We start from the raw sequence: 25,048 nt of genomic DNA on the forward strand, positions 1-25,048 counted from the left end.
GGTCTCGCTCTCAGTGCGGCGCGTCGGCGAGGTCGAGCCGGCGCTCGATGCGCTCGACTCGAAGCTCGAGGCGATCGATGCGGCGGTGCACGCCCGCAAGGTTCTCCTCGACCGCCGAAGTTCGGGCCTTCAGGTCGTTCACGTTGTCGATGAGCCGATCAACCTTCCCGTCGATGCGCCGCAGAAGGGCCAGCACGAGGTTGTCGGGTTCGGCGGTCATCGTGCTCACTCCGCGGCCATCGGCACAGGCTCGCTGTGCGGGTTGGCGGTGTAGCGGTCGATGCGCTTCTCGATCTCGGGGCGGAAGTGGCGGATCAGGCCCTGGATCGGCCAGGCCGCCGCGTCGCCCAGCGCGCAGATCGTGTGACCCTCGATCTGCTTGGTGACCTCGAACAGCATGTCGATCTCGCGCTTCTGCGCGCGGCCCTCGGTCATGCGCTGCATGACGCGCCACATCCAGCCGGTGCCCTCGCGGCAGGGCGTGCACTGTCCGCAGGACTCGTGCTTGTAGAAGTACGAGATCCGGGTGATCGCCGCGACGATGTCGGTGGACTTGTCGAGCACGATCACCGCCGCGGTGCCCAGGCCGGAGCCCAGGTTGCGCAGGGTGTCGAAGTCCATCTTGGCGTCGACGATCTGCTCGGCCGGCACCAGCGGAACCGAGGAGCCGCCCGGGATCGAGCACAGCAGGTTGTCCCAGCCGCCGCGCATGCCGCCGCAGTGGCGGTCGATGAGCTCGCGGAAGGTGATGCCGAGCTCCTCCTCGACGTTGCACGGCTTGTTGACGTGCCCGGAGACGCAGAAGAGCTTGGTGCCGGTGTTGTTCTTGCCGCCGAGCCCCGCGAACCACGCGCCGCCCCGGCGCAGGATCGTTCCGGCGACCGCGATCGACTCGACGTTGTTCACGGTCGTGGGGCAGCCGTAGAGGCCCATATTGGCGGGGAACGGCGGCTTCAGCCGCGGCATGCCCTTCTTGCCCTCCAGGCTCTCGATCAGCGCCGTCTCCTCGCCGCAGATGTAGGCACCCGCGCCGTGGTGGACGTAGATGTCGAACGGGTAGTCGTGGACGTTCGACTGGCCGACGAGGCGGGCCGCGTAGGCCTCGTCCACGGCCTTCTGGAGGGCGTGCTTCTCGGCGACGTACTCGCCGCGGATGTAGATGTAGCAGGCGTGCGCCGCCATGGCGAAGCAGGCCAGCATGCAGCCCTCGATCAGGAGATGCGGGTCGTGCCGCATGATCTCCCGGTCCTTGCAGGTGCCCGGCTCCGACTCGTCGGCGTTGACGACGAGGTAGTGCGGGCGCCCGTCGGACTTCTTGGGCATGAACGACCACTTGAGGCCGGTGGGGAAGCCCGCGCCGCCGCGGCCGCGCAGGCCCGAGGCCTTCATCTCCTCGATGATCCAGTCGCGGCCCTGCTCCAGGAGGAACTTGGTCCCGTCCCAAGCGCCGCGCTTCTTGGCGGCCTCTAGGCCCGGCGAGTGCAGGCCGTAGAGATTGGTGAAGATGCGATCCTGATCCGACAGCATGTCAGGTCCTCACTGAGCCGGCGCCGACAGGGCCTTGGCCTGCCCCGCCCAGTTCTCCCGGTCGATGCGACCCGGGAACGCGAGGTAGGTGCCGACCCAGGCGATCTCGTCGCGGGACCAGGCGGCGATCTGGTCGAAATGGTAGATGCCGAGCCCGTTGAGGCGCTGGCTGTTGCCCGGGCCGATGCCCTTGATGCGCGTGAGGTCGTCCGGCTTCCCGGCGCGGGCGGCCTCCAGCCCCGGGGGGCGCCTGCCCACGGCATCGGCCTTCTGCTCGGGGCTCGCGTCCTTCGGCAGGGCCGCGAGCGCGCCGGCGATGCGCGCCTCCTCGGTCTCGGCCGCCACCTCGCCCTCGCTGGCGCCGGAGGCTTCCGGCTGCTGCGGGACGGCGTCGCGGCCAGGCACCTCCTGGCGGCCCTGCTCGCCGGCGGCGGGCTCGCCCTCGGCGACGCGCTTGGCCGGCGAGTCGAGCACGTCCGCGTCGCCCGGACGGGCGGCGCCGTGCTTGGCGGTCGAGCGGCCGCGCTCGGCCGCGTCGGCGCTATCCTCGGGCTTCACCGGCGTCTCGCCGTTGGCGGCGCGCTGGGCGGGGGCGTCGCTTACCTGACGCTCCACCGGACGGCCGGCGTCGGGCCGGGCCGGCTTCGGGTTCTCGGCGGCCTGCTGGGTTCCGGAGGCCGCCTCGCCCGTCTGAGAGGCCGGGCCGGCGGCCGGCTCCTCGGCCTTGCCGGCCTCCTCGAAGCGCTTGCGCCACGCCCCGACCCGGGAGCCGTCGAACAGCGTCTGGTCGGTGAGGGTGTTCACGGCGTCCTGGGGCTCGGACGAGACGCGCCCGGTCTGTGAGCCGACCTTCACAAGCCGGCCGGCGGCGAGGTCGTCCATCAGCTGGCCGAGGGACTCGGGCGTCAGGTCCTCGTAGTAGTCCTGGTTGATCTGGACCATCGGCGCGTTGCAGCAGGCGCCGAGGCACTCGACCTCGAGCCACGAGAAGGTGCCGTCGGCCGAGACGTGGCCGGCCGGGCCCAGACGGGCCTGGAGCATCTCCTTGAGGCCCCGCGCGCCGCAGGAATCGCACGGGACCGTGCCGCAGACCTGGATCCAGTAGCGCCCCACGGGCTCGAGGGCGAACATCGTGTAGAAGGTCGCCACCTCCAGCACGCGGATGTTCGGCATGCCGAGCTCGGCCGCCACGGCCTCGATGGCCGCCCGCGGCAGCCAGCCGCCGTTCTGCTCCTGGGCCCGCCACAGGAGCGAGATCACCGCGGAGGCCTGACGGCCTTCCGGGTACTTGGCGATCTGGGTCCTGGCCCACTCGGCGTTCTCGGGGGAGAACGCGAAGCTCTCGGGCTGCTCCGAGGCGGGGGCGAGTCTGCGGTTTGCCATCGCTTCTGTCTTACCGATCCACTTCGCCGAACACGATGTCGAGCGTGCCGAGCACGCAGGACACGTCGGCGAGAAGGTGCCCGCGGCACATCCAGTCCATCGCCTGCAGATGCGCGAAGCCCGGCGCGCGGATCTTGCAGCGATACGGCTTGTTGGTCCCGTCGGACACCAGGTACACGCCGAACTCGCCCTTCGGTGCCTCGACGGCCGCGTAGACCTCGCCCTCGGGCACGTGGAAGCCCTCGGTGTAGAGCTTGAAGTGGTGGATGAGCGCCTCCATCGAGCGCTTCATCTCCCGGCGCGGCGGCGGCGCGAACTTGCCGTCGAGCGAGGCGATCGGCCCCTGGCCGGCGGGCTCGCGCAGCTTGGCGACGCACTGCTTCATGATGCGCACCGACTGGCGCATCTCCTCCATCCGGATCACCTGGCGATCGTAGGTGTCGCCGTTCTTCCCGACGGGGATGTCGAACTCCATCTCCTCGTAGCACTCGTAGGGCTGCGCCTTGCGCAAGTCCCACGGGATGCCGGAGCCGCGCACCATCACGCCCGAGAAGCCCCACTCCATCGCCTCGTCCACCGACACGATGCCGATGTCGACGTTGCGCTGCTTGAAGATGCGGTTGGCCATGACGAGGTCGTCGAGATCCTGGACGACCTGCAGGAACGGGTCGCAGAACGCGTCGATGTCGTCGATCAGCTTCGGCGGCAGGTCCTGGTGGACGCCGCCGGGCCGGAAGTAGTTGGCGTGGAGCCGGGCGCCGGAGGCCCGCTCGTAGAAGATCATCAGCTTCTCGCGCTCCTCGAAGCCCCAGAGCGGGGGCGTGAGGGCGCCGACGTCCATCGCCTGCGTGGTGACGTTGAGCAGGTGCGACAGCAGGCGGCCGATCTCGCAGAACAGCACGCGGATCAGCTGCGCGCGCCGCGGCACCTCGATCCCGGCGAGCTTCTCGATCGCCAGGCAGAAGGCGTGCTCCTGATTCATCGGCGACACGTAGTCGAGCCGGTCGAAATAGGGCGTCGCCTGCAGGTAGGTCTTGTACTCGATCAGCTTCTCGGTGCCGCGGTGGAGCAGCCCGATATGCGGGTCGACCCGCTCGACCACCTCGCCGTCGAGTTCCAGCACGAGGCGCAGCACGCCGTGCGCCGCCGGGTGCTGCGGGCCGAAGTTGATCGCGAAGTTGCGGATGTTGTGTTCGGTCACGGACGGTCTCCGCGGCTCATGCCGACTTCTTCTCGTCGCCGGGCAGCACGTAGTCGGTGCCTTCCCACGGCGACAAGAAGTCGAAGTTCCGGAATTCCTGCGTCAGCTGCACCGGCTCGTAGACGACCCGCGCCTGGTCCTGGTCGTAGCGGACCTCGACGAAGCCGGTGAGCGGGAAGTCCTTGCGCAGGGGGTGCCCCTCGAAGCCGTAATCGGTCAGCAGGCGGCGCAGGTCGGGATGGCCCGAGAACAGGATCCCGTAGAGGTCGTAGGTCTCGCGCTCGTACCAGTTGGCCGCCGGGAAGACCTCGATCACCGAGGGGACCGGCGTCACCTCGTCGGTCTGCACCTTCAGCCGGATGCGCAGGTTATGGCGCAGGGAGAGCAGGTGGTAGACCACGTCGAAGCGCTTCTCGCGCTGCGGGTAGTCCACGCCGCAAATGTCGATGAAGTTGCGGAACGCGCAGGCCGGATCGTCGCGCAGGTAGGTGAGCGCGTAGACGATGTCGGAGGCCTGGATCACCAGCGTCAGCTCGCCGAACGCGATGCTGTGGGAGACCACCGCCGGCCCCAGCGCGCCGACGACGCGCTCGGCCATGGCCGCGACCGCGTCCTCGCCGTAGACCGGCTGGGTGTGGGGGAGGATCGAGATGCCGTTCGTCATGGCCGCTCCTCAGCGCTCGATCGTGCCGGTCCGGCGGATCTTCTTCTGCAGCAGCAGCACGCCGTAGAGCAGCGCCTCGGCGGTGGGCGGGCAGCCGGGCACGTAGATGTCCACCGGCACCACCCGGTCGCAGCCGCGCACCACCGAGTAGGAGTAGTGGTAGTAGCCGCCGCCGTTGGCGCAGGAGCCCATCGAGATGACGTAGCGCGGCTCCGGCATCTGGTCGTAGACCTTGCGCAGCGCCGGGGCCATCTTGTTGGTGAGCGTGCCGGCGACGATCATCACGTCGGACTGGCGCGGCGAGCCGCGCGGGGCGAAGCCGAATCGCTCGCAATCGTAGCGCGGCATCGACATCTGCATCATCTCGACCGCGCAGCAGGCGAGACCGAAGGTCATCCACATCAGCGAGCCCGTGCGGGCCCAGTTGATCAGCTCGTCCGTGGTGGTGAGCAGGAAGCCCCGGTCGGCCAGCTCGTCGCTGATCGACAGGAAGGTCGGGTCGTCCGCGCCGATCGGGCGGCCGGTGTTGGGATCGATGATCCCCTTCGGCTGGGGCGCGATCGCGGGGGCGCGGTTGGTATCGGTGATCAGGGCCATCGGCGACTCAGGAATTCAGTGCGGGCGGCGAGCGGCGGGACATCAATCCCATTCGAGGGCGCCCTTGCGCCACTCGTAGACGAAGCCGACGGTCAGCACGCCCAGGAAGACGATCATCGACCAGAAGCCGAACCAGCCCAGATCCCCGAAGGTGATCGCCCAGGGGAAGAGGAACGCGACCTCGAGGTCGAAGATGATGAACAGGATGGCGACGAGGTAGAAGCGCACGTCGAACTTCATGCGGGCATCGTCGAACGCGTTGAAGCCGCACTCGTAGGCCGAGAGCTTCTCGGGATCCGGGCTCTTGAAGGCCACCAGGAACGGGACGACCAGCAGAGCCGTGGCGATGAACAGCGCCACGCCGATGAACACGATGAGCGGCAGGTAATCCGCCAACAATCCGGTCATGCCAGGGCCTCGCGAGACGAGTGAAACCGCGGTGCGACGCCGACCCGGATCCGCCCGTGGAATTGTTCTTATGCCAGGATGCGCGCGGCCGGAGGCTTAGTCGAGCCGCCGGCCCGTGACAATGGCTTGTCGCGTCGCACAAAGCGCGCTGTCAGCCTTCCTGTCAGACATGTCGGAGATGGGCTTGCGCGGCCGCGATACAACACGACGGAAGCGCGCAGGCCCCGAGTCGGGGGGCTGGTATGCCTGTGCCCGAGGGCCTCGAACGGCGCGGATACGAATCCGTGGCGGATGCGCTTGACAGGGCCCCGGGCGCCCCATAAACCCCGCCCCGTCGCCGGGCGAAACGCCCCTTCGAAGCGACCACGCCGTGCGGGCGTAGCTCAGTTGGTTAGAGTGCCGGCCTGTCACGCCGGAGGTCGCGGGTTCGAGCCCCGTCGCCCGCGCCACGTCCCCTGATCCCCTTTCGATATCTCGCGGTGCACCGAGCCGACGCGATCGCGCGCCGGTTGGAGCGAGCCGTGCCGCTCCCGGCCGAACGGTCAGGCGACCTTCGACGATTCGGGGTCAGGTCTCTGCCGAGCGACCGCGCCCGGCCGGGTGCCGCGCAGGCTCAGGGCGATTCCCGTCAGGATCAGGCCGCCCCCGGCCAGGATGTCGGCGCTCAGCGGCTCGCCCAGGACGAGGTGCGTGCTCAGGATGCCAGCCACCGGCACCAGCAGGGCGAAGGGGGTCACGGCGGCCGCCGGGTAGCGGGTCAGGAGCCCGTTCCAGAGGCCGAAGGCGAGGAGCGTCGTCGGGTAGGCCTGGAACGCGACCGATCCGATCGCGCCCCAGCTCGGATGCGTCAGCGGCGCCAGGGCGTCCGTTCCCTCGCTGATCAGCGACAGGATGAGCAGGGGCGGCGTCGTGGCGAGGCTGCCCCAGACCATCAGCGCCAGTCGGTCGACCCGGCCGATCCGCTTCACGATGACGTTCGCGCTCGCCCAGGCCAGGGCCGCGCCGACGACGAGGAGCAGCGGGCCGAGTGGGGCGCCTCCGCTCCGCCCGAGCGCCACCGCGGCGACGCCGATGAGCGCGATGCCGCCGCCCAGGACCTGAAGCCCCCGCGGGCGCTCCCCCTGCAGCGCCCAGGCGAGCGCCACCGTGAAGGGGACCTGGACCTGGATGAGCAGCGACGACAGCCCGGCCGGCATGCCGAGGCGGATCGCCGTCATCAGCAGCCCGAACTGGCCGACCCCGAGGGCGAGGCCGAATCCGGCCACCAGGGCGACGGGGGCCCGGGGCGGCCGGATCACCAGCGCCGCCGGCAGGGCCGCGAAGCCGAAGCGCAGGGCACACAGCATCAGCGGCGGCACCGTCTCCAGGCCGACCTTGATGGCCACGAAGGCCAGCCCGAGGATGGTGACCACCAGGATTGCGGCGAGCCCGTCGCGCAGCGTCATGGGCGCATCCTACGCCGCGCTCCGTCGCGTCACCATCGCTTCAGCACCGCGTCGCCACCGCGTCGCCACCGCGTCGCCACCGCGTCGCCACCGCGTCACCAGGGCCGCACGGCCGCCCGGACCCGGCGGCGCTCGTCGCGCCGGCCGACCAGCAGGTGGATCGCGTCGCCCGTGCCCGGCACGCAGGCATCCGCCACGTCCTGCGGCGTCAGGCCGATATCCCTCAACTCCCGGTCGGACAGGGTCGACAGGCGCTGGAGCACGCGCCGGTTCATCGCCGTCCGCGACAGGCCGGCGCGCGCCGACGCGGCGACGGCCAGCACCGACTTGGCCATCCGGGCGAGCCATCCGCTCCGCGATCCGGGCCGGGTTGAGATCCGGGCTTCGAGGTCGCCGGTTTCGATCAGGCACTGGGTCATGGATCCCCTCCTCCATCGTTCTGGGGCGTCACGATCCTGGCGGCCGGGGGCTGGCGGCGACAGGAACACTTCGGTACGGTTCGGAAGAATTGTCCGGACGAAAGAGCAGTACGGATGGCGATCGCAGTCAGAAGTCCCGGGACGCGCGTCGAGGCCGTGGTCGGCGAGATCCGCGAGCGGATCGCGGCGCGGCGGCTGGTCCCGGGCGTGCGGATCCCCTCGGTGCGGGCCTTCGCGGAGACGATGGGCGTCTCGAAATCCACCGTCGTCGAGGCCTACGAGCGCCTCGCCGCCGAGGGCGCCGTGGTGCCGCGGCCGGGCTCGGGCTTCTACGTCGCCGGCAAGACCCGGCCGCTCTCGCTCCAGGCGATGGGGCCCCGGCTCGACCGAATCGTCGACCCGCTCTGGATCACCCGGCAGGCGCAGCAGGCCGGCTCCGACCAGCTGAAGCCCGGGGCCGGCTGGCTGCCCGATTCCTGGATGCCCCACGAGGCCATCCGCCGGGGCCTGCGCCGGGTGGCCCGCGCCGACCTCGCCGAGATGACCAACTACGACCGGCCCCTGGGCTACGAGCCCCTGCGCCACCAGATCGCCCGCAAGGTCGGCGAGAAGGGCGTCGGCGCCGAGCCCGACCAGATCGTGCTGGTCGAATCGGCCACGCAGGCGCTGGACCTCGTCTGCCGCTTCCTGCTCCAGCCCGGCGACACCGTGCTGGTGGACGATCCCTGCTACTTCAACTTCCTGGCGCTGCTGCGCGCGCAGCGCGTCGCGGTGGTCGGCGTGCCGATCACGCCGGAGGGGCCGGACCTGCAGGCGCTCGCGACCCTGCTGGAGCAGCACCGGCCGCGCTTCTACCTGACCAACGCGGCCCTCCAGAATCCGACCGGGGCGAGCCTCGCGCCGACCGTGGCGCACCGGCTCCTCAAGCTGTGCGAGGCGCACGACACGCTCATCGTCGAGGACGAGATCTTCGGCGACCTCGAGCCCGAGGCCGCTCCGCGGCTCGCCGGCTTCGACGGGCTGGAGCGGGTGATCCAGATCGGCAGCTTCTCCAAGACCCTGTCGGCGGCCGCGCGCTGCGGCTGGATCGCGCTCCGGGCCGACTGGGTCGAGCCGCTGGTCGACCTCAAGCTGGCGCTCAGCCTCGGCAACGGCCACATCACGGCCGCGCTGGTGCACGCCCTGATCACCGAGGGCGCCTACCGACGACACCTCGCCGAGACCCGCCGCCGGCTCGCCGGCGCGATGGTGCAGGCCTCCGCGGAGCTGCGCGCCTGCGGCCTGGAGACCTGGGCGCAGCCGCGGGGCGGCTTCTTCCTGTGGATGCGGCTGCCCGACGGGCGCGACGGGGCCGACGTCGCCCGCCGGGCGCTGGCCCGCGGCATGGTGCTGGCGCCCGGGACGTCGTTCAGCCTGTCGGAGGCGTGGAACGGCTACATGCGCTTCAACGTCGCCCACTGCGCCGATCCGCGGATCCGGCCGATCCTCCGGGAGGCGCTGGGCTGAGGGGCCCGGTCAGGCCGGCAGCCGCAGCTCCGCCCGCAGGCCGCCGAGATCCGACCGCCCGAGGCTCAGGCCACCGCCGTACAGCTCGGCGAGCTCCAGGGTGATCGGCAGCCCGAAGCCGTGGCCCGGCACGCCCTCGTCGAGGCGCCGGCCCCGGGCCATGACGGCGGAGGCCGCCTCCGGGTCGAGGCCGGGCCCGTCATCCTCCACGACTACGGCCACCGCGCCGTCGCGCGCCGCCGCCGAGACCCGCACGCGGCCGCGGCACCAGCGGCAGGCATTGTCCACGAGGTTGCCGAGCATCTCGTCGAGATCCTGGCCCTCGCAGGAGACCGACAGGGTCTCCGGGACGTCGAGGTCGATCGCCGCGCCCTTCTCGGCGTGGATCCGGGTCAGCGCCGCGCGCAGGTCCGACAGCCGGGGCGCCAGGGCCGTGCGGCCCCGGGCCGAACCCGCCAGGGCCGCCGCGCGGGCGCGCCGGAGGTGGTGCCGCACCCGCCGGTCCATGTCGTCCACCTGCCGGCGCAGCGCGCCGTCCGGGTCGCGGGCGGGCTCGGCGAGCGCCATCGACAGGGTGGCGAGCGGCGTCTTGAGGGCGTGGGCGAGGTTGGCGACGTGGCCGCGGGCGCGCTCCAGGTTCTGCGCGTTCTGGTCGAGGAGCGCGTTGAGTTCCGCCACCATCGGCGCGATCTCGGCCGGTTGGTCCGCCGGCACGCGCTCGCGCCGCCCCGCCCTGACCGACGCGAGGTCCGCGCGCAGGCGCGTCAGCGGCGCGAGGCCGAGGCGCACCTGGAAGGCCAGGCCGGCGAGCAGGCACAGGCCGAGGATGCCGAGCGCCAGGGCGAGGCTCGTCAGCGCCTCGCGCAGCGGCCCGCGCAGCTCCCCCTCCGGCGCCGCCACCACGATCGTCGCCGGCTCGGGCCCGGGCCCGGGCACGGCGAGCACGCGGGCGACGAGGGGCTCGCCGCGCGGGCCCGTGCCCGAGGCCGGGCGCGGCCGGCCCGGCTCGTCGTCCGGTCCCGGATCGGACAGGCGGATGTCCCCGCCGCGCAGGGAGCCGGAGCGAATCGTCTCGCCGCCGCGGCGCACCTCCCAGGCCCAGCCGGGGCCGGGCCGGTCGAAGGGCGGCGCGTCGAGATCCTGCGGGAGGATCCCGGCCTCGAGCCCGGCCCGCAGGGCGACGATCTGCGCGTCGAGCCGGCCGTCGAGCTGCCCGCGCACGAAGCGGTGCAGGATCACCCCGATGGCGAGGCCCGCCACCACCAGGGCCGCCAGCACCAGCACCAGGGCCGACGCGAGCAGCCGTGTGCGGAGCGAGCGGCGCCGCGCCGTCGCCGCCATTAGGCGGGCTCCGCGTGCAGGCGGTAGCCGTGGCCGCGCACGCTCTCGATCCGCGCCGGGGCGATCTTCCGGCGCAGGCGCGTGATGATCACCTCGACGGAGTTCGAATCGACGTCGGCGTCCCCCTCGTAGACCCGCTCGATCAGGTGCGGGCGCGGCACCACGGTCTCGCGGTTCAGCATCAGGCAGGATAGGACCCGCCATTCCAGGCCGGTGAGCTTGAGCGGCAGGCCCTCGTGCTCGAAGGCGCCGAGGCCCGGATCGAAGCTCAGGGGACCGCAGGTGATCCGGCTCGCGCCTCCGCCCTGGGACCGGCGCACGAGGGCGCGCAGGCGGATCACCAGCTCCTCCACGCGGACCGGCTTCACGAGATAGTCGTCCGCCCCCGCCTTGAAGGCCGCGACCTTGTCGCTCCAGCCGTCCCGGGCGGTCAGCACCAGCACCGGCAGGGTCCGTCCGGCCCCGCGCCAGGCCCGCAGCACCGAGACCCCGTCGCCCTTCGGCAGGCCGAGATCGAGCACGACGGCGTCGTAGCCCTCGGTCTCGCCGAGATGCTGGGCGTCCTCGCCGGTGGCGGCGTGGTCGAGCACGAAGTTCTCGGCGCGCAGGACCTTGGCGACCTCCGCCGCGAGGGCGGCGTCGTCCTCCACCAGCAGGATCTTCACCGGTCTCACCTCCCCGTCTGGCACTCGGCGGCCGGATTCGACCGCCGGCGGAACGATGCGCCGGGCGGGCGGCCGGTTTCGCCCAATGCCGCCAGGACTTAGGGCCGTGGCCTCACCTGAGCTGCCGGGACGGCCGCGCGGGCGTCGACCTTCCGGCCCGCATCAGTGCCCGCTGCCAAGCCTCTGAACCCGCACGGGTTCCACACGGAGCGCTCTAGGACGGTGCGTTTAACCGGGCCTGAACCGCGCGGTTCAGGCCGGATTGCCGGCGGCTCCCTAGGAAGGGGCATCGGATCGAGCGGATCCGGACCCTTCAGAGGACGAGACCATGAGCGACGACAAGACCATCGACGGGACCGCGCGGGAGGTCCGCGAGCCCGAGGCCGCCAGGCCGGCGTCGAGGGCGGTCCCGCGGCGGCCCTGGGTGGTCGGCGCGGTGGCGCTGCCGCTGGCCCTGGGCGCCGTCGGCCTGTCCCTGGCGCAGGGAACGCCGTTCCAGCCGACGCCGGTCGCGCCGGTGGCCATCCAGGCCCTGACCCCGTCGGGCGCGACAGCCATCAAGGGCGAGGTCGCGGAGATCTTCGGCAACAAGTTCGTGGTGCAGGACGGCACCGGGCGGGCCCTCGTGGAAACGGGCCGCGAGGGCGAGGGCGGCGGCCTCGTCGCCAAGGGTGAGACCGTGACGGTGCAGGGCCGCTTCGAGACCGGCTTCCTGCACGCCCGGGTCCTGACCCACGGGGACGGGCGCACGCTGCTGCTCGGGCCGGCCGGCGGCCCTCCGACCGGCAGCCTGGACTGGGCCAAGGACCGGCTCGGCCTCGGGCCGAAGCCCGACGTGACCGCCCTGACCGCTTCGGTCCAGGCGGCGGGCTACGGCGACGTGCGGGTCACGGGCCGCGGGCCGCGTCATTTCGAGGTGGCCGCGAAGGACCGGGACGGCCGCGAGCACCAGCTTCACGTCGGCTTCGACGGCCAGGTGCGGGAGCGCCCGGTGCCGGGGCTGCCGCCGCTCTGAGCCGGGCCCGGGCGGGAGGGCCCGCGTGCAACCCTTCCGCGCCTGCCGCGTCGTCCTGTCTCTCGCCGGACAGGAGGTGCGCGCCGTGGAGCCGATGAAGCCGATGGAACCCATGAAGCCCATGGAGCCGATGAAGCCGATGAAGGGCGCGGAGCCCTGGTGGCCGAAGGATCTCGGCGAGCCCGCGACAAGCGGCGCGCAGAACGGGATGAAGTACGCGTTCTTCCCGGACAAGCGCCGCCTCCTCGTCGACCGCGACGGGCAGGTCTCGACCTACGACAGCGGCGACCACCGGATCGGCGGCGTCGCGCAGGGGGACGGGACCGCCAAGACCCTGACCTTCACCGGCCAGGACGGCGAGGTCGACCTGGGCGCCCTGAAGAAGCTCGACTGAGCCCGGCGTGGACAGGCCGGGACGGCGCGCTTAAGCCCGGCCCGACCATGCGAGCCGTCCTGCCAGACCCCGCGATGCCATGCGTGCGCTGATCGACCTCGTCCGCGCCATGCGGGCGGCCGACCGGCGCCGGCTCGCCCTGATCGCCCTCGGCCTCGCGGCGGCGGCGCTGCTCGAGGTCGTGGGCGTCGCTTCGGTGATCCCGTTCCTGACGCTGGTCGGGGACCCGTCGGCGGCGACCCGGATCCCCTACCTGGCCCAGGCCCGGGGCGCCCTCGGCCTGACCGACGAGCGCGGCTTCCTGCTGGTGACCGGTGGCGCGGCGCTCGCGGCGATCCTCGTCACCGCGCTGGTGAATGCCGGGCTGACCTACGCGCAGCTCCGGTTCACGCACCTGGCCGGCTACAGCCTCAGCCGGCGGCTGCTGTTCCGCTACCTCGACCGGGAGCGGCTGTTCTTCGCGAAGGCCAACAGCGCCGAGCTCGCCAAGAACGTGCTGTCGGAGACCGACCGGCTGGTGATCGGCGCCCTGACGCCCGCCACTGTCCTCGCCTCGCGGGCGAGTTCGGCGCTCGCGGTGATCGCCTTCCTGCTGGCCTACGCGCCGCAGCTCGCGCTGATCCTGGGGGGCGGCTTCGGCGGCCTCTACGTCGGGATCTACCTCGTGATGCGCGCCCGGCTGGCGCGGCTGGGAAGCCGCACCGTCGCCGACAACGAGGCCCGCTTCCGGATCGTGCAGGAGACCTTCGGGGCGCTCACCGAGCTGAAGCTCTACGGGCGCGCGGAGGCGTTCGCGTCGCGGTTCGACGCCCCGGCCCGGGCCTACGCCCTCGCCACCGCGGCGAGCCAGCTCACCGGCCAGATGCCGCGCTTCGTCATCGAGGCCCTGGCCTTCGGCGGGGTGATCGTGGTGGTGCTGTTCGCGCTGGCCCAGGGGCTCGACGTCGCCGGGATCCTGCCGCTGCTCGGCCTGTTCGCCTTCGCGGGCTACCGCATGCTGCCGGCCTTCCAGAACATCTTCACCTCGGTGGCGCTGATGCGCTTCACCCTGCCGGCGGTGCGGGTGATCGTCGACGAGCTCGCCGACGAGCGCGAGCCCCGGCCCCGCACCGCGGAGCGGCTGCCCTTCGCGCGGGCGATCCGGCTCGAGGGCCTCGGCTTCGACTACGGCACCGGCCGTCCGGCCCTCGCCGGGATCGACCTGACGATCCCGGTCAACGCCACGGTCGGCCTCGCCGGGCGCACCGGCTCGGGCAAGTCGACGCTGGCGGGCCTGATCCTCGGCGTGCTGAGCCCGACCGCAGGGCGGATCACCGTGGACGGCCGGCCCCTCGATGCCGGCACCCTGCCCGCGTGGCAGAACCGGATCGGCTACGTGCCGCAGGAGGTGTTCCTGGTGGACGGGACCGTGGCGGAGAACATCGCGCTGGGCCTCGACGCGCCGGACCTCGCCGCCGTCGAGCGGGCGGCGCGGCTCGCCGGCGCCCACGACTTCGTCGCCGCCCTGCCGCACGGCTACGCCGAGCGGGTCGGCGAGCGCGGGGCGCGGCTGTCCGGCGGCCAGCGCCAGCGCGTCGGCATCGCCCGGGCACTCTACCACGACCCGGACGTGATCGTCTTCGACGAAGCGACCTCGGCCCTCGACGACGAGACGCAGGCGGCCGTGATGCTGGCGCTGCGCGCCCTCTCGGGCCGGCGGACGCTGATCCTGATCGCCCACCGCCTCTCGACCCTGGAGGGCGCCGACGCGGTCCACGTCCTGGAGGCCGGCCGGATCGTCGCCTCCGGTCCGCCCGAGGCGGTCCTGCCGGGGCTCGGAACGGCGGCCTGAGCAACCGCTCGCGGGGGCCTTGCGTCCGGCCCCGCCTCCGTTACCTCGGCTCTCCGAGGCAGACCGGGAGAGCACCGTGACCACGCGCATCGAGCTGACCGCACCGGACGGCACCACCGCGACGCTCGCGACCCACGGGGCCGAGCCGGTCTCCTGGCGGGTCGGCGGGACCGAGTATCTCTGGAGCGGCGATCCCGAGCACTGGAACCGCCACGCGCCCTGGCTCTTCCCGGTGGTCGGCGCCTCGGCGGGCGGGCACGTGACGGTCGGGTCCGAGCGCTACCCGATGGCCCAGCACGGCTTCGCCCGGGACCTGCCCTTCGCGGTGGTCGACCGGCGCGCCGACGCGGTGACCCTGCGCCTGACCGACGGGCCCGAGACGCGGGCGCATTACCCGTTCGCGTTCCGGCTCGACGTCGCCGCGCGGGTCCGACCGGCGGGTCTCGACCTCGACGTGACCGTCGCCAATCCCGGCGACGTCCCCCTGCCCTACGCCCTCGGCTTCCACCCGGCCTTCCCGTGGCCCTTCGCGGGCGGCACCCGCGCGCGGGATGGCGGCTACGCGGTGGCGTTCGAGCGGGCGGAGCGGCCCTTCGCGCCCCAGGTCGGCCCGGGCGGCCTGCTGCTGCGGGACGAGCAGCCGATCCCCCTCGCCGGGGACACGCTGCCCCTCGATCCGGCGCTCTTCACCGAGGCCTTCGTGTTCCGGAACGCCCGCAGCCGCTGGATGCGCTTCACCGGCCCCGGCCGGGCGATCCGCATGGAGATGGCGGATTTCCCCCACCTGGCGGTCTGGACCAAGCCCACCGCGCCGTTCCTGTCGCTCGAGTGCTGGACCGGCTACGCCGACTGGGCGGACTTCGCGGGCGACCTCGCGGAACGCGACTCGCAGCGCCTGCTCGCCCCCGGCGCCGCGGCGCGCCACGGCGTCCGCCTGACGCTGGAGACCTAGCCCTTGCGGATCTGGGTGGCGCGGCCCGAGCCCGGGGCGACGCGGACTGGGGCGGCCCTCGCGGGCCTGGGCCACGCGCCGCTCGTGGCCCCCGTCCTGGCGGTGCGGCCGACCGCGGCGGTACCGCCCGTGGGACCCTTCGCCGCGCTGCTCCTCACCAGCGCCAACGCGGTGCCGGCGCTCCGGGACGCGCCGGCCCTGCGCGGCCTCCCGGTCTTCGCCGTCGGCGCGCGGACGGCCGCCCTGGCCCGCGAGGCCGGCCTAGACCCCGTGCGGGAGGGGCCCGGCGACGCCGCGGGGCTCGCCGCCCTGGTGGCGGCGACGCTGCCGCCCGGCGAACCGCTCCTCCACGCGATGGGAGCCGAGCGCAAGCCGGAACCGGCAGCGACGCTGGCGGAGGCCGGATACCGGGTCACGGCCTTCGTGGCCTACCGGGCCGAGGCGCTGGAGCGTTTGCCCCCGGCGGTCGGCCGCGAACTCGCCGGGAACCACCTCGAGGCGGCCCTTCACTATTCCCGGCGCAGCGCCGCCGTCGCCCTTGCCCTCGCGGATGGATCGGAGCACGGCGGAGCTTTCCGCCGGCTGAGGCATTACTGCCTATCGCCGGATGTTGCGGCACCCCTGGAAGCGGCCGGTGTTCCGGTCCATTTCGTCGCGGCACGCCCGCGCGAAGCGGACCTGCTCGACGCCCTGCCAGGGCGACCGGGCTAACCGCGCGGTGACAGGGAGGCCGGGCCGCCGTATCTCGCCCTCGCGCCCGGCGCCGCCGCGGTGCTAGGGGGGCGCGGCGACGCCGAAGAGTTGGAGGACTTGCCCGTGACGCCACCACCCAGCGACGCCGACAAGCCCGGTCCCGGCGGCCGGAAGCCGGACGCCGCCCCCGGCAAGCCCGGGCAGTCGAGCCCGCCCGCGGGCGCGTCGCGACCGGCCGCGACCTCGGCGTCCACCGCCTCGACGTCCGCGACGACGTCCGCGACATCGGCCTCCATGTCTGCCTCCACGTCTTCCACCGCCGCCGGCGGCGCGAAAGGGCCGCAGGGATCCGCGCCCGGAACGCCGCCCAGGCCGGCGACCGAGCCGGTCGTGACCGCCAAGCCCGGCACGGTCGATCCGAAGCCCGACGCCGGCAAGACGGCTTCCGGGGCCGACAGCCTGAAGCCGTCGACCGGCCCGGCCGGTCAGCCGGCCGGCGCCGAGCCCGATCCCGTGAAGGTGGGCGCCGCGTCGTCGGCCTCCGACACCAGGGCCGGAACGTCCGCGTCGTCGTCGACGGCGTCCACCACCGCGTCCGGCGCGTCCGGAGCGAAGATCGATCCGAAGGCCGCGCAGCCCGGAACAGGCCCGCAGGGCGGTCCCCGTCCGGGCGGATCCGCCTCCGGTGCCGCGGGCCCGGCGGCGGCCAGCGCGGTGACGGCCGGTCCGATCATCGACCTGAAGGCCAAGCGGATCCCGGATCCGCCGGCCGCCGGCAAGGAGCCGTCCAAGGATGCTTCCAAGGATGCTCCCAAGGACGCCGCCAGGGACGCCTCGAGGGACGGCAAGGAGCCGCCGAAGGGCCCGATCCCCGCGGCGGCTGCCGTCGACCCCGCTCGAAGCGCCTCCGCACCCTCCGGCCGGGCCCGGGCCGGGTTCGGCTCGCTCGCGACCGCGGGGCTGCTCGGCGGCGTGATCGGCGCCGGCCTGCTGTTCGGCGCCGAGAAGGCCGGGATCGGCCCCGACCCGCGCCTGAACGCCCTGGACCAGAGGCTCTCCAGCCAGCTCGCGTCCCTCGACAAGCGTCTCGACGGGCTGGCCCCGCGCGACGCGGTGACGGCGCTCGACAAGCGCGTCGCCGCCGCGGAGGCGAGCGCCAAGCAGGCCCTGGACAAGTCCGGCGCGGCGCCCGCGTCCGCCGCCGACGGGCAAGCTGCCGGTCAGTCCTCCGGTCAGGCCCCGGCCGTGCCGCCGGATCTCGTCGCCCGCCTCGACAGCCTCGACCAGCGCGTCGCGGCGCTGCAGGAGGAGCCCGGCCAGGAGCCCGGCCGCGACCAGCCGGCCGACTCGAAGCTCGGCGTGGTCCAGGACAACGCCAAGCAGATCGCCGACCTCGAGACCCGCCTGAAGGCGGTGGAGGATGGCGGCGCCAACAAGGGCGCTGCCGAGGAGGCCGCCCGGAAGGTCGCGGCGCTACAGAGCGAGGTGGAGCAGAAGACCAAGGCGAACGCCGAGGCCGACGCGGCCCTGGGGCAGCGCCTCGACTCGCTGCAGCAGGCCGTCGACGCGCGGGTGAAGGCCGCCACCGAGGCGGTCCAGGCAGCGACCCAGGCGAGCCGCACCGCCGCCGAGGCGGGACAGGCCCAGGCCGCCGAGGCCGCGAAGGCGGTCGACCGGCGGCTGCAGGAGCAGGCCGACCAGATCGCTGCTCTGGACAAGAGCGTGGCGCAGCGCGCCGAGGCCAGCACCGTCCAGGCAGCGCTCCGGGTCGTCGTCGCCGACCGCGTGGCGGCCGCCCTGGAATCCGGGACGAGCTACGCCGAGCCGCTCGCGACCCTGCGCAAGCTCGATCCGGGGACCGACGCGCAGGCCAAGGCGCTGGCGCCCTTCGCCGAGGGCGGTGCCCCCTCGGCGGGGGATCTCGCCGACACGTTCCGGCCGATCGCCGAGCGGATCGCGGCCAAGCGGCAGGCGCAGCGGGCCAAGGACGCGGCCGAGACCGGCGATTTCCGCACCAAGCTCCTCAGCATGGCCGACGGTCTCGTGCAGATCCGCAAGGCCGACGCGCCCGCCCCCGAGGCCGCGGACGATCCGGAGAGCAAGGTCCAGGCGGCCCTCGACCGCGGCGACCTGACGGCGGCCTCGGCGGCCTTCGCGGCGCTCCCGGCCGAGGCCCGGGAGCAGGCCGGGGATTTCGGCGCCAAGCTCAAGGCCCGGGCCGAGGCCGAGCAGGCCGTGCGCGCGCTGCTCGACGGCGCCTTCAAGGCCCTGCCGGTCGGCGCCGCCCAGCCGGCCCAGGCCGCCCCCGGGCGCTAGTCCGGTGAGGGCCCCGATCCGCGCGCCGCGCGGCCGCACCATCTCAGAGCGGGCGCCCAGGCGCCCCGCTCCTCCCGCACCCCGCGACGGCCGCCAGCCGGCCGCCGACAGGAGATACTGACCCCATGTGGCGCGCCCTCGCCTTCCTGGCCCTGCTCGCACTCGCCGCCTTCGGAGCGGTCTGGATCGCCGACAGGCCCGGCACCGTCACCGTCGTCTGGAACGGCTACCAGATCGGCACCAGCCTCGCGGTCGCCCTCGTCGGCGTGATCGCGGCGGCGATCGTCCTGGGCGTCCTCTGGGCGATCGTGCGCGGCGTCATCGGCCTGCCCGAAGCCCTGGTCCGCGGCTCGACCGAGCGGCGCCGGGCCAAGGGCCTCTCGGCCCTCTCCCGCGGCATGGTGGCGGTGGGCTCGGGCGATCCCCTGGCGGCCCGCCGCTTCGCGGGCGACGCCGAGCGGCTCCTCGGCACCGAGCCGCTGACCCTCCTGCTCAAGGCGCAGGCGGCGCAGATCTCCGGCGACCGGGACGCGGCCGAGAGCGCCTTCCAGCGCATGGTCGACGATCCCGAGACCCGGGTCCTGGGCCTGCGCGGCCTGTTCGTGGAGGCCCGGCGCCGCGAGGACGAGACGGCCGCCCGCGCCTACGCCACCGAGGCCGCCCGCCTCGCCCCGAGCGTCACCTGGGCCAACGAGGCCCTGCTGGAGGCGCAGAGCGCCGACGGCGACTGGGCGGCCGCCCTGGAGACGATCGAGCGCCGCTCGTCCCTCGGACTGATCGACAAGGCCGCGGCCCGGCGCCAGCGGGCGGTGCTCCTCACTGCGATCGCCGGCGAGCGCGAGGCCGGCGAGCCGGAACTCGCCACCGAGCGGGTCCTGCAGGCGGTCAAGCTCGCACCCGACCTCGTGCCGGCGGCCTGCATCGCCGGACGCCTCCTCGCCCGCCGCGGCGACGTCAAGAAGGCCGCCCGGATCGTCGAGGCGGCCTGGAAGGCCAATCCCCATCCCGACCTCGCCAAGGTCTACCTGGGCCTGCGTCCAGGCGATTCTGTCCGCGACCGCCTCGCCCGCGCCGAGGTCCTGGCGAAGCTATCGGTCTGGGACCCGGAATCCCGCCTCGCCCTGGGTCAGGCCGCCCTCGACGCGCGGGACTACAAGCGGGCCCGGGAGGCCGTGAAGCCCCTGCTCTCCGACCGTCCGACCGCCCGGGCCTGCCTGATGATGGCGGCCATCGAGGAGGCCGAGCACGGGGCCGCGTCCGGCCAGGCCCGCGAGTGGCTGGCCCGGGCCGCCCGCGCGCCGCGCGACCGCGTGTGGATCGCCGACGGCATCGCCACCGATACCTGGGCGCCGGTCTCGCCGGTGACCGGGCGCCTCGACGCTTTCGCGTGGCGCGAGCCGCCGAACACGCTCGGTGCCGCGCCCGCGGTGGAGCCGGAAGCGGCCGCCGCCGGTCCGGCCCTCGTGCCGGCGGCCCCGAACGCGGCGGCGCCGGTCGCCAAGCCGGTCCCCGCGTCGATGTCCCCCTCGACCCCCGCGGCGGTTTCGGCATCGGTCGCGTCGGCGGCATCGGCCTCAGCCGGCCCGGCCCTGGCCGCGCCGATCCCGACCGTTCTTCCGGCGAAGCCGGGCGCCCCGAAGGCGGCCGGTGCCGACCCGGTCTCGGCCGGGATGGCGGCCGCGGCGCTGCCGCCATCCGGCTCGGGTGAGCGCGCGGTCCGCAGGATCGGCTGACCGGCCGCAGCGCGCGCCGGCCATCCGGACGCGGCATGACAGGAGCGCCGCGGGGTCACGGGCACGCCGCGGCGCTGGACTATTGCAAGTTGAATGAGCCGGCTCGCCGTGTAGCTTGTCGTGAGCCGTCGACCGAGGATCCGATCATCCCCCAGCCCGCTCACAGCCCGCGCGCGCCGTCGATCCGGTCGGACCGGGGCGGCGTCCCGCGCCGCGCGGTGCGGTCGTGACCGTCCTCGAGGAGGACGGCGAGCCGCGCCGGCAGGTCGGGGCCCTGCCGTTCCGGCACGGGCGCGACGGCAAGACCAAGATCCTGCTGGTGACGTCGCGGGAGAGCCGCCGCTGGGTCATCCCGAAGGGGTGGCCGATGAAGGGCCGCAAGCCGTTCGAGGCGGCCGCGCGGGAGGCCTATGAGGAGGCCGGCCTGCGCGGTGCGGTCGGCAAGCGCCCGATCGGGCTGTACCTCTACCAGAAGCGTCTGAGGAACCTCGACACGGTCCTGTGCCAGGTGAAGGTGTTTCCCCTGGAGGTGCGCAAGCAGCTCAAGCACTTCCCCGAGGCGCGTCAGCGCGAGCTCCGCTGGTTCACCCCGTCGGACGCCGCCGAGGCGGTGTCCGAGCCCGGCCTCGCCGCCCTGATCCGGGCCGCGTCGCGCACCTAAAACGGCGCGAACGCCCAACACGGCGTTGCCAACGCGGCGGCGATCCGTTATGGCCCCACTCGGCCGGACGGACACGCCCCCCGCGGGGGCGCCCCGGTCACCTGCTGCGGTAGCTCAGTGGTAGAGCACTTCATTGGTAATGAAGAGGTCGAGAGTTCAATCCTCTCTCGCAGCACCAGAAACCTTCCCGATCTCGCAATCAGTCCGGACGATGCTAAGGGTTCCCTAGCGGAGCCTGTCGCAGACTGAGGATCGCGGCGGCTGCCCGGCCGACACCATCCGCTGAAGGGGACGCGCCGACGTGAACTCGACCGCCCTGTTCACCATGCTGGGCCTCGTCATCGGCTGGGCGGTCCTGGCCGGCGCCGCCCTGATCACCGGGCGGCTCGCCACGTTCGCGTTCCTGATCCTGACTCTGATCGCCCTCTACCTCTACGTGCCGTGGGTGCGGCTGCGGGCGAGCGGGATCGACGGGTCCAGCAGGCCGGTCCGGTTCTGGACCAACGTCGCCATGCTGGCGGTCAGCCTCGCCGCCTGCCTCGCCTTCGGGATGATGCTCGCCCGGCGCACCGGGCTCCTGTAGGCGCCCTCAAAGCCGCGCGTTCCGCGACCGCACCGATCGCGCGCCCGGCTCCACGCTCGCGAGTAAGCTGCCCCCCGCCGCGCCCTCGAGCGCTCTCGCGCAGCGCACCGCGCGGCCAGAGAGAGCGGCCGGTGATCCGGTCCTCCGCGGCGCCCACCTAACATGGATGAGGTGCCCTTAACATACGTTGTGTAATTCTGGCCGGTTAAGCGCGGCCTTGATCGCGGATTGTCGTGCCAATAGCCTGGCAGGGCGCGATAAAATGAGTTCGGTCAAATATTGATCGTTATAAAGTTCGCGAAAGATCGAACCGTCGTCCCGAAGCGCGGTTGGACAGGGTGCGAGGTTCGATGCTCCCACGGAGTACCGGGCCGACGGCCGATCGTGCGGTGGGCTTGAGCACGCCGTGCCTCTCGCGAGGGACAGACATCATGTACTATCACGACAAGCGGCTTCAGTACCCGGTCAAGGTCGACAGCCCCGACCCGATCTACGCCCGCATGCTCCAGCAGGCGATCGGCGGCATCGAGGGCGAGATCCGGGTCGCCTTCCAGTACTTCTTCCAGGCCTGGGGGAACCGCGCCCCGACCACCAAGTACCGCGACATGCTGCTCAATACGGCCACCGAGGAGATCGGCCATATCGAGATGCTCGCGACCGCGGTGGCGCTGAACCTCGAGAACGCCCCCACCAAGGTCCAGGAGGCCGGGGCGGCCGACGCGATCGTCGGTGCCGTGATGGGCGGCGAGAACCCGCGCCACATCGCCGAGGGCATGCTGCACAAGACGCTGCTGTCCACCGGCATGGCCGCCTTCCCGGGCAATTCCGACGGCCAGTCGTTCGACATGAGCCACATCTACGCCAGCGGCAACATCGCGGCCGACATGTACTGCAACGTCGCCGCCGAGAGCACCGGGCGCGTCCTGGCGGTGCGGCTCTACAACGCCACCAACGACGCCGGCATGCGCGACATGTGGAGCTTCCTCATCGCTCGCGACACGATGCACCAGCAGCAATGGCTGGCGGTCATCGAGGAGCTGGGCGGCCATGCCGGCACGCTGCCGATCCCGAATTCCTTCCCGCAGGAGAAGGAGAACCAGAAGTTCAACTACAACTTCTTCTCGACGTCGGCGGACGGCTCGCCGCCGCCGGCCGGGCGCTGGACGCAGGGCCCGTCGCTCGACGGGAAGGGCGAGTTCAGCGTCGTCCAGAACCAGCCGATGGGCGAGGAGCCGGTCCTCGGCCCGGCGCGGCCCGACAGCGGCGCCGAGGCCCAGCAGATCGGCTGATCCGCAGGGCGCCCGGCCGGTCCGCCGGCCGGGACGGCTCCATCCGAGGGCGCGGCGCTCCGGCGCGCCGCGACCCGCGTACAGACGGGAACAGGTGGCTCGCAGAACCGTGACACGCGGCACGCTCGTCGATGGTCGTGTCTGCCTCGCCCGAACCGACGCGGAGCGCGCGCCGCTGGTCCGGCGGCTGGGGCGGATCGAGGGTCAGGTCCGCGGCCTGCGGGCGATGGTCGAGGCCGACCGGCACTGCCTCGACGAGATCCAGCAGATCCGGGCGGCCACCGCGGCCCTGCGCGAGGTCGGCCTCCTGATCATCGACCAGCACGTCGCCGCGGGGCTCCGCCTCGCGGCGCGCGACCCGGACCGGGAGGTGGTCATGGCGGACCTCCTCCGGGTTCTGCGGGCGGCCATGGCGGAGGCCGGATAGGCGTCGGACCCGGCCCGCGCCCCCGGCGCCCGCGCTCAGTGCTTGGTCAGCGTCTCGACGACGGTGCCCGGCCCGATGCGCGCCGAGAAGCGGGCCAGCCGGCTGCGGCTCGGCTCCTCGAGACCGCCGGCATGCGCGAAGGTCGTCAGGGCGATGCCGACGAGGAACCGGGCCTCCTCCAGGGTCACGGCACGGCCGCTCAGGGTGCTGGCCGCGCCCCGCAGGGCCAGGACGGCCTCCTGGAAGGCGGGATCGTCCTCAAGATCCGAGAGCCGGGTCATGGGCGCGACTCCCCCGTCCGGGGCGTCCCGCTCCGGTCCCGCTTGCGGTGGGCATTCGCAGGAGCGAGATCTCCGCGTGCGCTGCCGCAGATACGGTCGTGCGGCGAACAGTTTTCCGGTGCGTATGACCTCATCGAATTCCCTCTTTTCGTCGACATCTCTGTCGCGATTGCCGCGGATGCGAGCATATATCAGTCCGAAGATGTGCCTATCCGCTGATCTATGTTGCGGCGGATATGGCGTAATCAGCGATTAATGGCGCCACGCGATTTTTCATACCCTTCAGGTGATCGGCTATCATGCTCGAACTCTCGCTCGACGCTGATACAATCGACGCGCAGGGCCCCCGGCTCCCCGACAGCGTGCAGTATCATCTCGGCCATCTGCTCGCGGCGACCTACGCGCAGGACAACGTCGAGCCGACCATCGCGGATCGCTTCGCCGAACTGCTGAGGCTGCTCGACGGCGCCTTCGGCCGGGCGCAGGACGGCCGCGAGAAGGCGTTCCAGGCCTCGCTCCTCGCCATGGTGCCGAACCTGCAGCGCTTCGCGCGCTCGCTCCTGCGCAGCCATGTCGGTGCCGACGATCTCCTGCAGAACACGCTTCTCCGGGCCTGGCGCTCGCGCGCCAGCTTCGCACCGGGCACGAACCTGGAAGCGTGGCTGTTCACGATCATGCGCAACCAGTTCTACAACGAGCACCGCAAGCGCGGGCGCGAGGTGCAGGACGAGGACGGCGCGCAGGCGGAGCGGATGGTCTCGCTGCCCGAGCAGTGCGGCCATCTCGACCTGAGCGACGTCCAGGCCGCCCTCGACCGCCTGGCGCCGCCGATGCGGCAGGCGCTGGTGCTCGTGGCGATCGAGAACCTCACCTACGAGGAGACCGCCACCGTCATGCAGTGCCGGATCGGCACGGTGAAGAGCCGGGTCTGGCGGGCCCGGACGCAGCTCGCCGAGATGCTGGGCTATACCGGTCTCGAGGTCGGCAGCGACGACGTCATGCTGGCCGCCGCGGGGCCGAAGGGCCGGAAATCCACCGCTGTCTCGTGACGGCGGCCAGCCGACGGGGTCGCTAGGGACCCGCCTCTGCGCGTAGGGTCGATCCCCGATCCCGGGCTCGAGGAGCCGCCGTTTCCCATGTCGCCGCGCGCCGTGATCTCCGCCGCCGTCGTGTTCGGTCTGACCCTGTCGCCCGGGGCGGCCGGGGCGCGGACCGCCCCGGGGCCCGCCGCGCGGGCGTGGCTCTCGGATCTCGTGACGCGGATCGATGCCGCGGACCGTGCCGGGACGCGGCCGGGTCCCGGCCGGGGCCGCGGAACCGTCGTCGTCCATGTCCAGATCGCCGCGGACGGGGCTGTTCAGGGCGCGGAGATCGAGGAGAGCTCGGGCTCTTCGAAACTCGACCAGCGCGCGCTCCGCGCCGTCCGGGGGATCAGTCCGGCCCCGGTGCCGCCGGCCGCACTCCTGGGCGACGACGGGATCGTCGATCTCAGCATCCCGGTCGCGCTCGGCCGCTGAGCGGGCGTCGGCCGGTCCAGTCAGCGGTTCGGATCGGTATCGGCGCCGAGATAGGCCCCGACGAGGTAGCCGGCCTGAAGGGCGGTGAGGTAGGCGAGGAGCAGCAGGACCTTCTCGGCGTCTAGCTGAGCCCACACGAAGACCCAGAGGGCCAGCCAAGCGAGGGTGACCAGCATCGAGCTGGCCATCAAAACCGGTGC

The 25,048-nt window shown here is 72.8% G+C and carries 27 protein-coding genes and 2 tRNA genes; 16 read left to right on the top strand and 13 right to left on the bottom strand.

The annotated features are described in order from the left end of the window. Positions 1-10 precede the first annotated feature (10 nt). From LOK46_RS11125 to LOK46_RS11155, 7 genes are read right to left on the bottom strand one after another with little or no spacing between them, the layout of a single operon-like run. Complete coding sequence (locus LOK46_RS11125; RefSeq protein WP_273563826.1) at positions 11-220, bottom strand: hypothetical protein; 210 nt, start codon at positions 218-220, stop codon at positions 11-13. Between the two features lie 5 nt (positions 221-225). Further along, positions 226-1,527, bottom strand: coding sequence for an NADH-quinone oxidoreductase subunit NuoF (gene nuoF / locus LOK46_RS11130; RefSeq protein ID WP_273563827.1), 1,302 nt, complete (start codon positions 1,525-1,527; stop codon positions 226-228). Positions 1,528-1,536: 9 nt separating this feature from the next. Beyond that, positions 1,537-2,910 carry an NADH-quinone oxidoreductase subunit NuoE gene (nuoE, locus tag LOK46_RS11135; RefSeq protein WP_273563828.1) on the bottom strand — a complete coding sequence of 458 codons (1,374 nt, stop codon included), beginning with the start codon at positions 2,908-2,910 and terminating at the stop codon, positions 1,537-1,539. Between the two features lie 10 nt (positions 2,911-2,920). Then, positions 2,921-4,111: an NADH-quinone oxidoreductase subunit D gene (locus tag LOK46_RS11140; RefSeq protein WP_273563829.1), complete on the bottom strand. Its 1,191-nt coding sequence runs from the start codon at positions 4,109-4,111 to the stop codon at positions 2,921-2,923. A 16-nt stretch (positions 4,112-4,127) separates the two neighbouring features. Next, entirely contained in the window at positions 4,128-4,775 is a 648-nt protein-coding gene (locus tag LOK46_RS11145) for an NADH-quinone oxidoreductase subunit C (RefSeq protein WP_273563830.1), read from the bottom strand. A 9-nt stretch (positions 4,776-4,784) separates the two neighbouring features. Then, positions 4,785-5,372: a NuoB/complex I 20 kDa subunit family protein gene (locus LOK46_RS11150; RefSeq protein ID WP_010686017.1), complete on the bottom strand. Its 588-nt coding sequence runs from the start codon at positions 5,370-5,372 to the stop codon at positions 4,785-4,787. A gap of 42 nt (positions 5,373-5,414) precedes the next feature. Next, positions 5,415-5,780, bottom strand: coding sequence for an NADH-quinone oxidoreductase subunit A (locus LOK46_RS11155; RefSeq protein WP_007560754.1), 366 nt, complete (start codon positions 5,778-5,780; stop codon positions 5,415-5,417). A 372-nt stretch (positions 5,781-6,152) separates the two neighbouring features. On the opposite strand from LOK46_RS11155, the gene LOK46_RS11160 reads away from it, so the two are divergent. Beyond that, positions 6,153-6,229: transfer RNA gene (locus LOK46_RS11160), tRNA-Asp, on the top strand. A 93-nt stretch (positions 6,230-6,322) separates the two neighbouring features. Here the strand turns inward: LOK46_RS11160 and LOK46_RS11165 are convergent. Then, on the bottom strand, positions 6,323-7,225 hold the full coding sequence (locus LOK46_RS11165) for an EamA family transporter (RefSeq protein WP_273563831.1): 903 nt from the start codon (positions 7,223-7,225) through the stop codon (positions 6,323-6,325). A gap of 95 nt (positions 7,226-7,320) precedes the next feature. Continuing rightward, positions 7,321-7,644, bottom strand: a complete 324-nt coding sequence (locus tag LOK46_RS11170; RefSeq protein WP_273563832.1) for a DUF1127 domain-containing protein — start codon at positions 7,642-7,644, stop codon at positions 7,321-7,323. Between the two features lie 114 nt (positions 7,645-7,758). On the opposite strand from LOK46_RS11170, the gene LOK46_RS11175 reads away from it, so the two are divergent. After that, the gene (locus tag LOK46_RS11175) at positions 7,759-9,150 is read left to right on the top strand and encodes an aminotransferase-like domain-containing protein (protein WP_273563833.1); all 1,392 of its coding nucleotides are present in this window, start codon (positions 7,759-7,761) and stop codon (positions 9,148-9,150) included. A 9-nt stretch (positions 9,151-9,159) separates the two neighbouring features. On the opposite strand, the gene LOK46_RS11180 is transcribed toward LOK46_RS11175, so the two are convergent. Beyond that, entirely contained in the window at positions 9,160-10,491 is a 1,332-nt protein-coding gene (locus tag LOK46_RS11180; protein ID WP_273563834.1) for a sensor histidine kinase, read from the bottom strand. After that, the gene (locus LOK46_RS11185) at positions 10,491-11,156 is read right to left on the bottom strand and encodes a response regulator transcription factor (protein WP_020092230.1); all 666 of its coding nucleotides are present in this window, start codon (positions 11,154-11,156) and stop codon (positions 10,491-10,493) included. The genes LOK46_RS11180 and LOK46_RS11185 overlap by 1 nt, the downstream gene beginning before the upstream one ends. 328 nt (positions 11,157-11,484) lie before the next feature. On the opposite strand from LOK46_RS11185, the gene LOK46_RS11190 reads away from it, so the two are divergent. The 12 genes from LOK46_RS11190 to LOK46_RS11245 all read left to right on the top strand — a co-directional run bounded on the left by LOK46_RS11190 (position 11,485) and on the right by LOK46_RS11245 (position 23,050). Next, positions 11,485-12,171, top strand: coding sequence for a DNA-binding protein (locus tag LOK46_RS11190; RefSeq protein WP_273563835.1), 687 nt, complete (start codon positions 11,485-11,487; stop codon positions 12,169-12,171). Positions 12,172-12,196: 25 nt separating this feature from the next. Then, positions 12,197-12,565, top strand: coding sequence for a hypothetical protein (locus LOK46_RS11195; protein WP_273563836.1), 369 nt, complete (start codon positions 12,197-12,199; stop codon positions 12,563-12,565). 79 nt (positions 12,566-12,644) lie between these two features. After that, complete coding sequence (locus LOK46_RS11200) at positions 12,645-14,396, top strand: ABC transporter ATP-binding protein (protein WP_273563837.1); 1,752 nt, start codon at positions 12,645-12,647, stop codon at positions 14,394-14,396. 76 nt (positions 14,397-14,472) lie between these two features. Then, a complete protein-coding gene (locus LOK46_RS11205) occupies positions 14,473-15,348 on the top strand; it encodes an aldose 1-epimerase family protein (protein WP_273563838.1) in 876 nt (291 codons plus the stop codon). A gap of 3 nt (positions 15,349-15,351) precedes the next feature. Next, complete coding sequence (locus LOK46_RS11210; protein ID WP_273563839.1) at positions 15,352-16,059, top strand: uroporphyrinogen-III synthase; 708 nt, start codon at positions 15,352-15,354, stop codon at positions 16,057-16,059. A gap of 372 nt (positions 16,060-16,431) precedes the next feature. After that, entirely contained in the window at positions 16,432-18,357 is a 1,926-nt protein-coding gene (locus LOK46_RS11215) for a translation initiation factor 2 (RefSeq protein ID WP_273563840.1), read from the top strand. A gap of 125 nt (positions 18,358-18,482) precedes the next feature. Continuing rightward, the gene (locus LOK46_RS11220) at positions 18,483-20,090 is read left to right on the top strand and encodes a heme biosynthesis protein HemY (protein ID WP_273563841.1); all 1,608 of its coding nucleotides are present in this window, start codon (positions 18,483-18,485) and stop codon (positions 20,088-20,090) included. 226 nt (positions 20,091-20,316) lie between these two features. Continuing rightward, entirely contained in the window at positions 20,317-20,751 is a 435-nt protein-coding gene (locus LOK46_RS11225) for an NUDIX hydrolase (protein ID WP_020092221.1), read from the top strand. 103 nt (positions 20,752-20,854) lie between these two features. Then, a tRNA-Thr gene (locus LOK46_RS11230) sits at positions 20,855-20,929 on the top strand. Positions 20,930-21,052: 123 nt separating this feature from the next. Then, positions 21,053-21,334 (top strand): hypothetical protein, encoded by a 282-nt coding sequence (locus LOK46_RS11235; RefSeq protein ID WP_273563842.1) that lies wholly within the window; start codon positions 21,053-21,055, stop codon positions 21,332-21,334. 431 nt (positions 21,335-21,765) lie between these two features. Further along, positions 21,766-22,623 carry a manganese catalase family protein gene (locus LOK46_RS11240; RefSeq protein WP_273563843.1) on the top strand — a complete coding sequence of 286 codons (858 nt, stop codon included), beginning with the start codon at positions 21,766-21,768 and terminating at the stop codon, positions 22,621-22,623. Positions 22,624-22,732: 109 nt separating this feature from the next. Continuing rightward, positions 22,733-23,050, top strand: coding sequence for a metal-sensitive transcriptional regulator (locus LOK46_RS11245; protein ID WP_273563844.1), 318 nt, complete (start codon positions 22,733-22,735; stop codon positions 23,048-23,050). Between the two features lie 35 nt (positions 23,051-23,085). On the opposite strand, the gene LOK46_RS11250 is transcribed toward LOK46_RS11245, so the two are convergent. Beyond that, positions 23,086-23,331, bottom strand: a complete 246-nt coding sequence (locus LOK46_RS11250) for a hypothetical protein (RefSeq protein ID WP_273563845.1) — start codon at positions 23,329-23,331, stop codon at positions 23,086-23,088. Positions 23,332-23,630: 299 nt separating this feature from the next. Here LOK46_RS11250 and LOK46_RS11255 point away from each other — a divergent pair, with 299 nt between their 5' ends. After that, positions 23,631-24,380 (top strand): sigma-70 family RNA polymerase sigma factor, encoded by a 750-nt coding sequence (locus LOK46_RS11255; protein WP_273563846.1) that lies wholly within the window; start codon positions 23,631-23,633, stop codon positions 24,378-24,380. A gap of 87 nt (positions 24,381-24,467) precedes the next feature. Next, positions 24,468-24,848: a TonB family protein gene (locus LOK46_RS11260; RefSeq protein ID WP_273563847.1), complete on the top strand. Its 381-nt coding sequence runs from the start codon at positions 24,468-24,470 to the stop codon at positions 24,846-24,848. Positions 24,849-24,868: 20 nt separating this feature from the next. On the opposite strand, the gene LOK46_RS11265 is transcribed toward LOK46_RS11260, so the two are convergent. After that, positions 24,869-25,036, bottom strand: coding sequence for a hypothetical protein (locus tag LOK46_RS11265; protein WP_273563848.1), 168 nt, complete (start codon positions 25,034-25,036; stop codon positions 24,869-24,871). Between the last annotated feature and the right edge of the window lie 12 nt (positions 25,037-25,048).

This window comes from Methylobacterium sp. NMS14P, from assembly GCF_028583545.1.
Lineage (GTDB): Bacteria > Pseudomonadota > Alphaproteobacteria > Rhizobiales > Beijerinckiaceae > Methylobacterium.

Coding starts and splice junctions, on each gene's coding strand:
- LOK46_RS11125 (WP_273563826.1), bottom strand. CDS start 220: ATGACCGCCGAACCCGACAACCTCGTGCTGGCCCTTCTGCGGCGCATC.
- nuoF (WP_273563827.1), bottom strand. CDS start 1,527: ATGCTGTCGGATCAGGATCGCATCTTCACCAATCTCTACGGCCTGCAC.
- nuoE (WP_273563828.1), bottom strand. CDS start 2,910: ATGGCAAACCGCAGACTCGCCCCCGCCTCGGAGCAGCCCGAGAGCTTC.
- LOK46_RS11145 (WP_273563830.1), bottom strand. CDS start 4,775: ATGACGAACGGCATCTCGATCCTCCCCCACACCCAGCCGGTCTACGGC.
- LOK46_RS11150 (WP_010686017.1), bottom strand. CDS start 5,372: ATGGCCCTGATCACCGATACCAACCGCGCCCCCGCGATCGCGCCCCAG.
- LOK46_RS11155 (WP_007560754.1), bottom strand. CDS start 5,780: ATGACCGGATTGTTGGCGGATTACCTGCCGCTCATCGTGTTCATCGGC.
- LOK46_RS11165 (WP_273563831.1), bottom strand. CDS start 7,225: ATGACGCTGCGCGACGGGCTCGCCGCAATCCTGGTGGTCACCATCCTC.
- LOK46_RS11170 (WP_273563832.1), bottom strand. CDS start 7,644: ATGACCCAGTGCCTGATCGAAACCGGCGACCTCGAAGCCCGGATCTCA.
- LOK46_RS11175 (WP_273563833.1), top strand. CDS start 7,759: ATGGCGATCGCAGTCAGAAGTCCCGGGACGCGCGTCGAGGCCGTGGTC.
- LOK46_RS11180 (WP_273563834.1), bottom strand. CDS start 10,491: ATGGCGGCGACGGCGCGGCGCCGCTCGCTCCGCACACGGCTGCTCGCG.
- LOK46_RS11190 (WP_273563835.1), top strand. CDS start 11,485: ATGAGCGACGACAAGACCATCGACGGGACCGCGCGGGAGGTCCGCGAG.
- LOK46_RS11200 (WP_273563837.1), top strand. CDS start 12,645: ATGCGTGCGCTGATCGACCTCGTCCGCGCCATGCGGGCGGCCGACCGG.
- LOK46_RS11220 (WP_273563841.1), top strand. CDS start 18,483: ATGTGGCGCGCCCTCGCCTTCCTGGCCCTGCTCGCACTCGCCGCCTTC.
- LOK46_RS11240 (WP_273563843.1), top strand. CDS start 21,766: ATGTACTATCACGACAAGCGGCTTCAGTACCCGGTCAAGGTCGACAGC.
- LOK46_RS11250 (WP_273563845.1), bottom strand. CDS start 23,331: ATGACCCGGCTCTCGGATCTTGAGGACGATCCCGCCTTCCAGGAGGCC.
- LOK46_RS11255 (WP_273563846.1), top strand. CDS start 23,631: ATGCTCGAACTCTCGCTCGACGCTGATACAATCGACGCGCAGGGCCCC.
- LOK46_RS11260 (WP_273563847.1), top strand. CDS start 24,468: ATGTCGCCGCGCGCCGTGATCTCCGCCGCCGTCGTGTTCGGTCTGACC.
- LOK46_RS11265 (WP_273563848.1), bottom strand. CDS start 25,036: ATGGCCAGCTCGATGCTGGTCACCCTCGCTTGGCTGGCCCTCTGGGTC.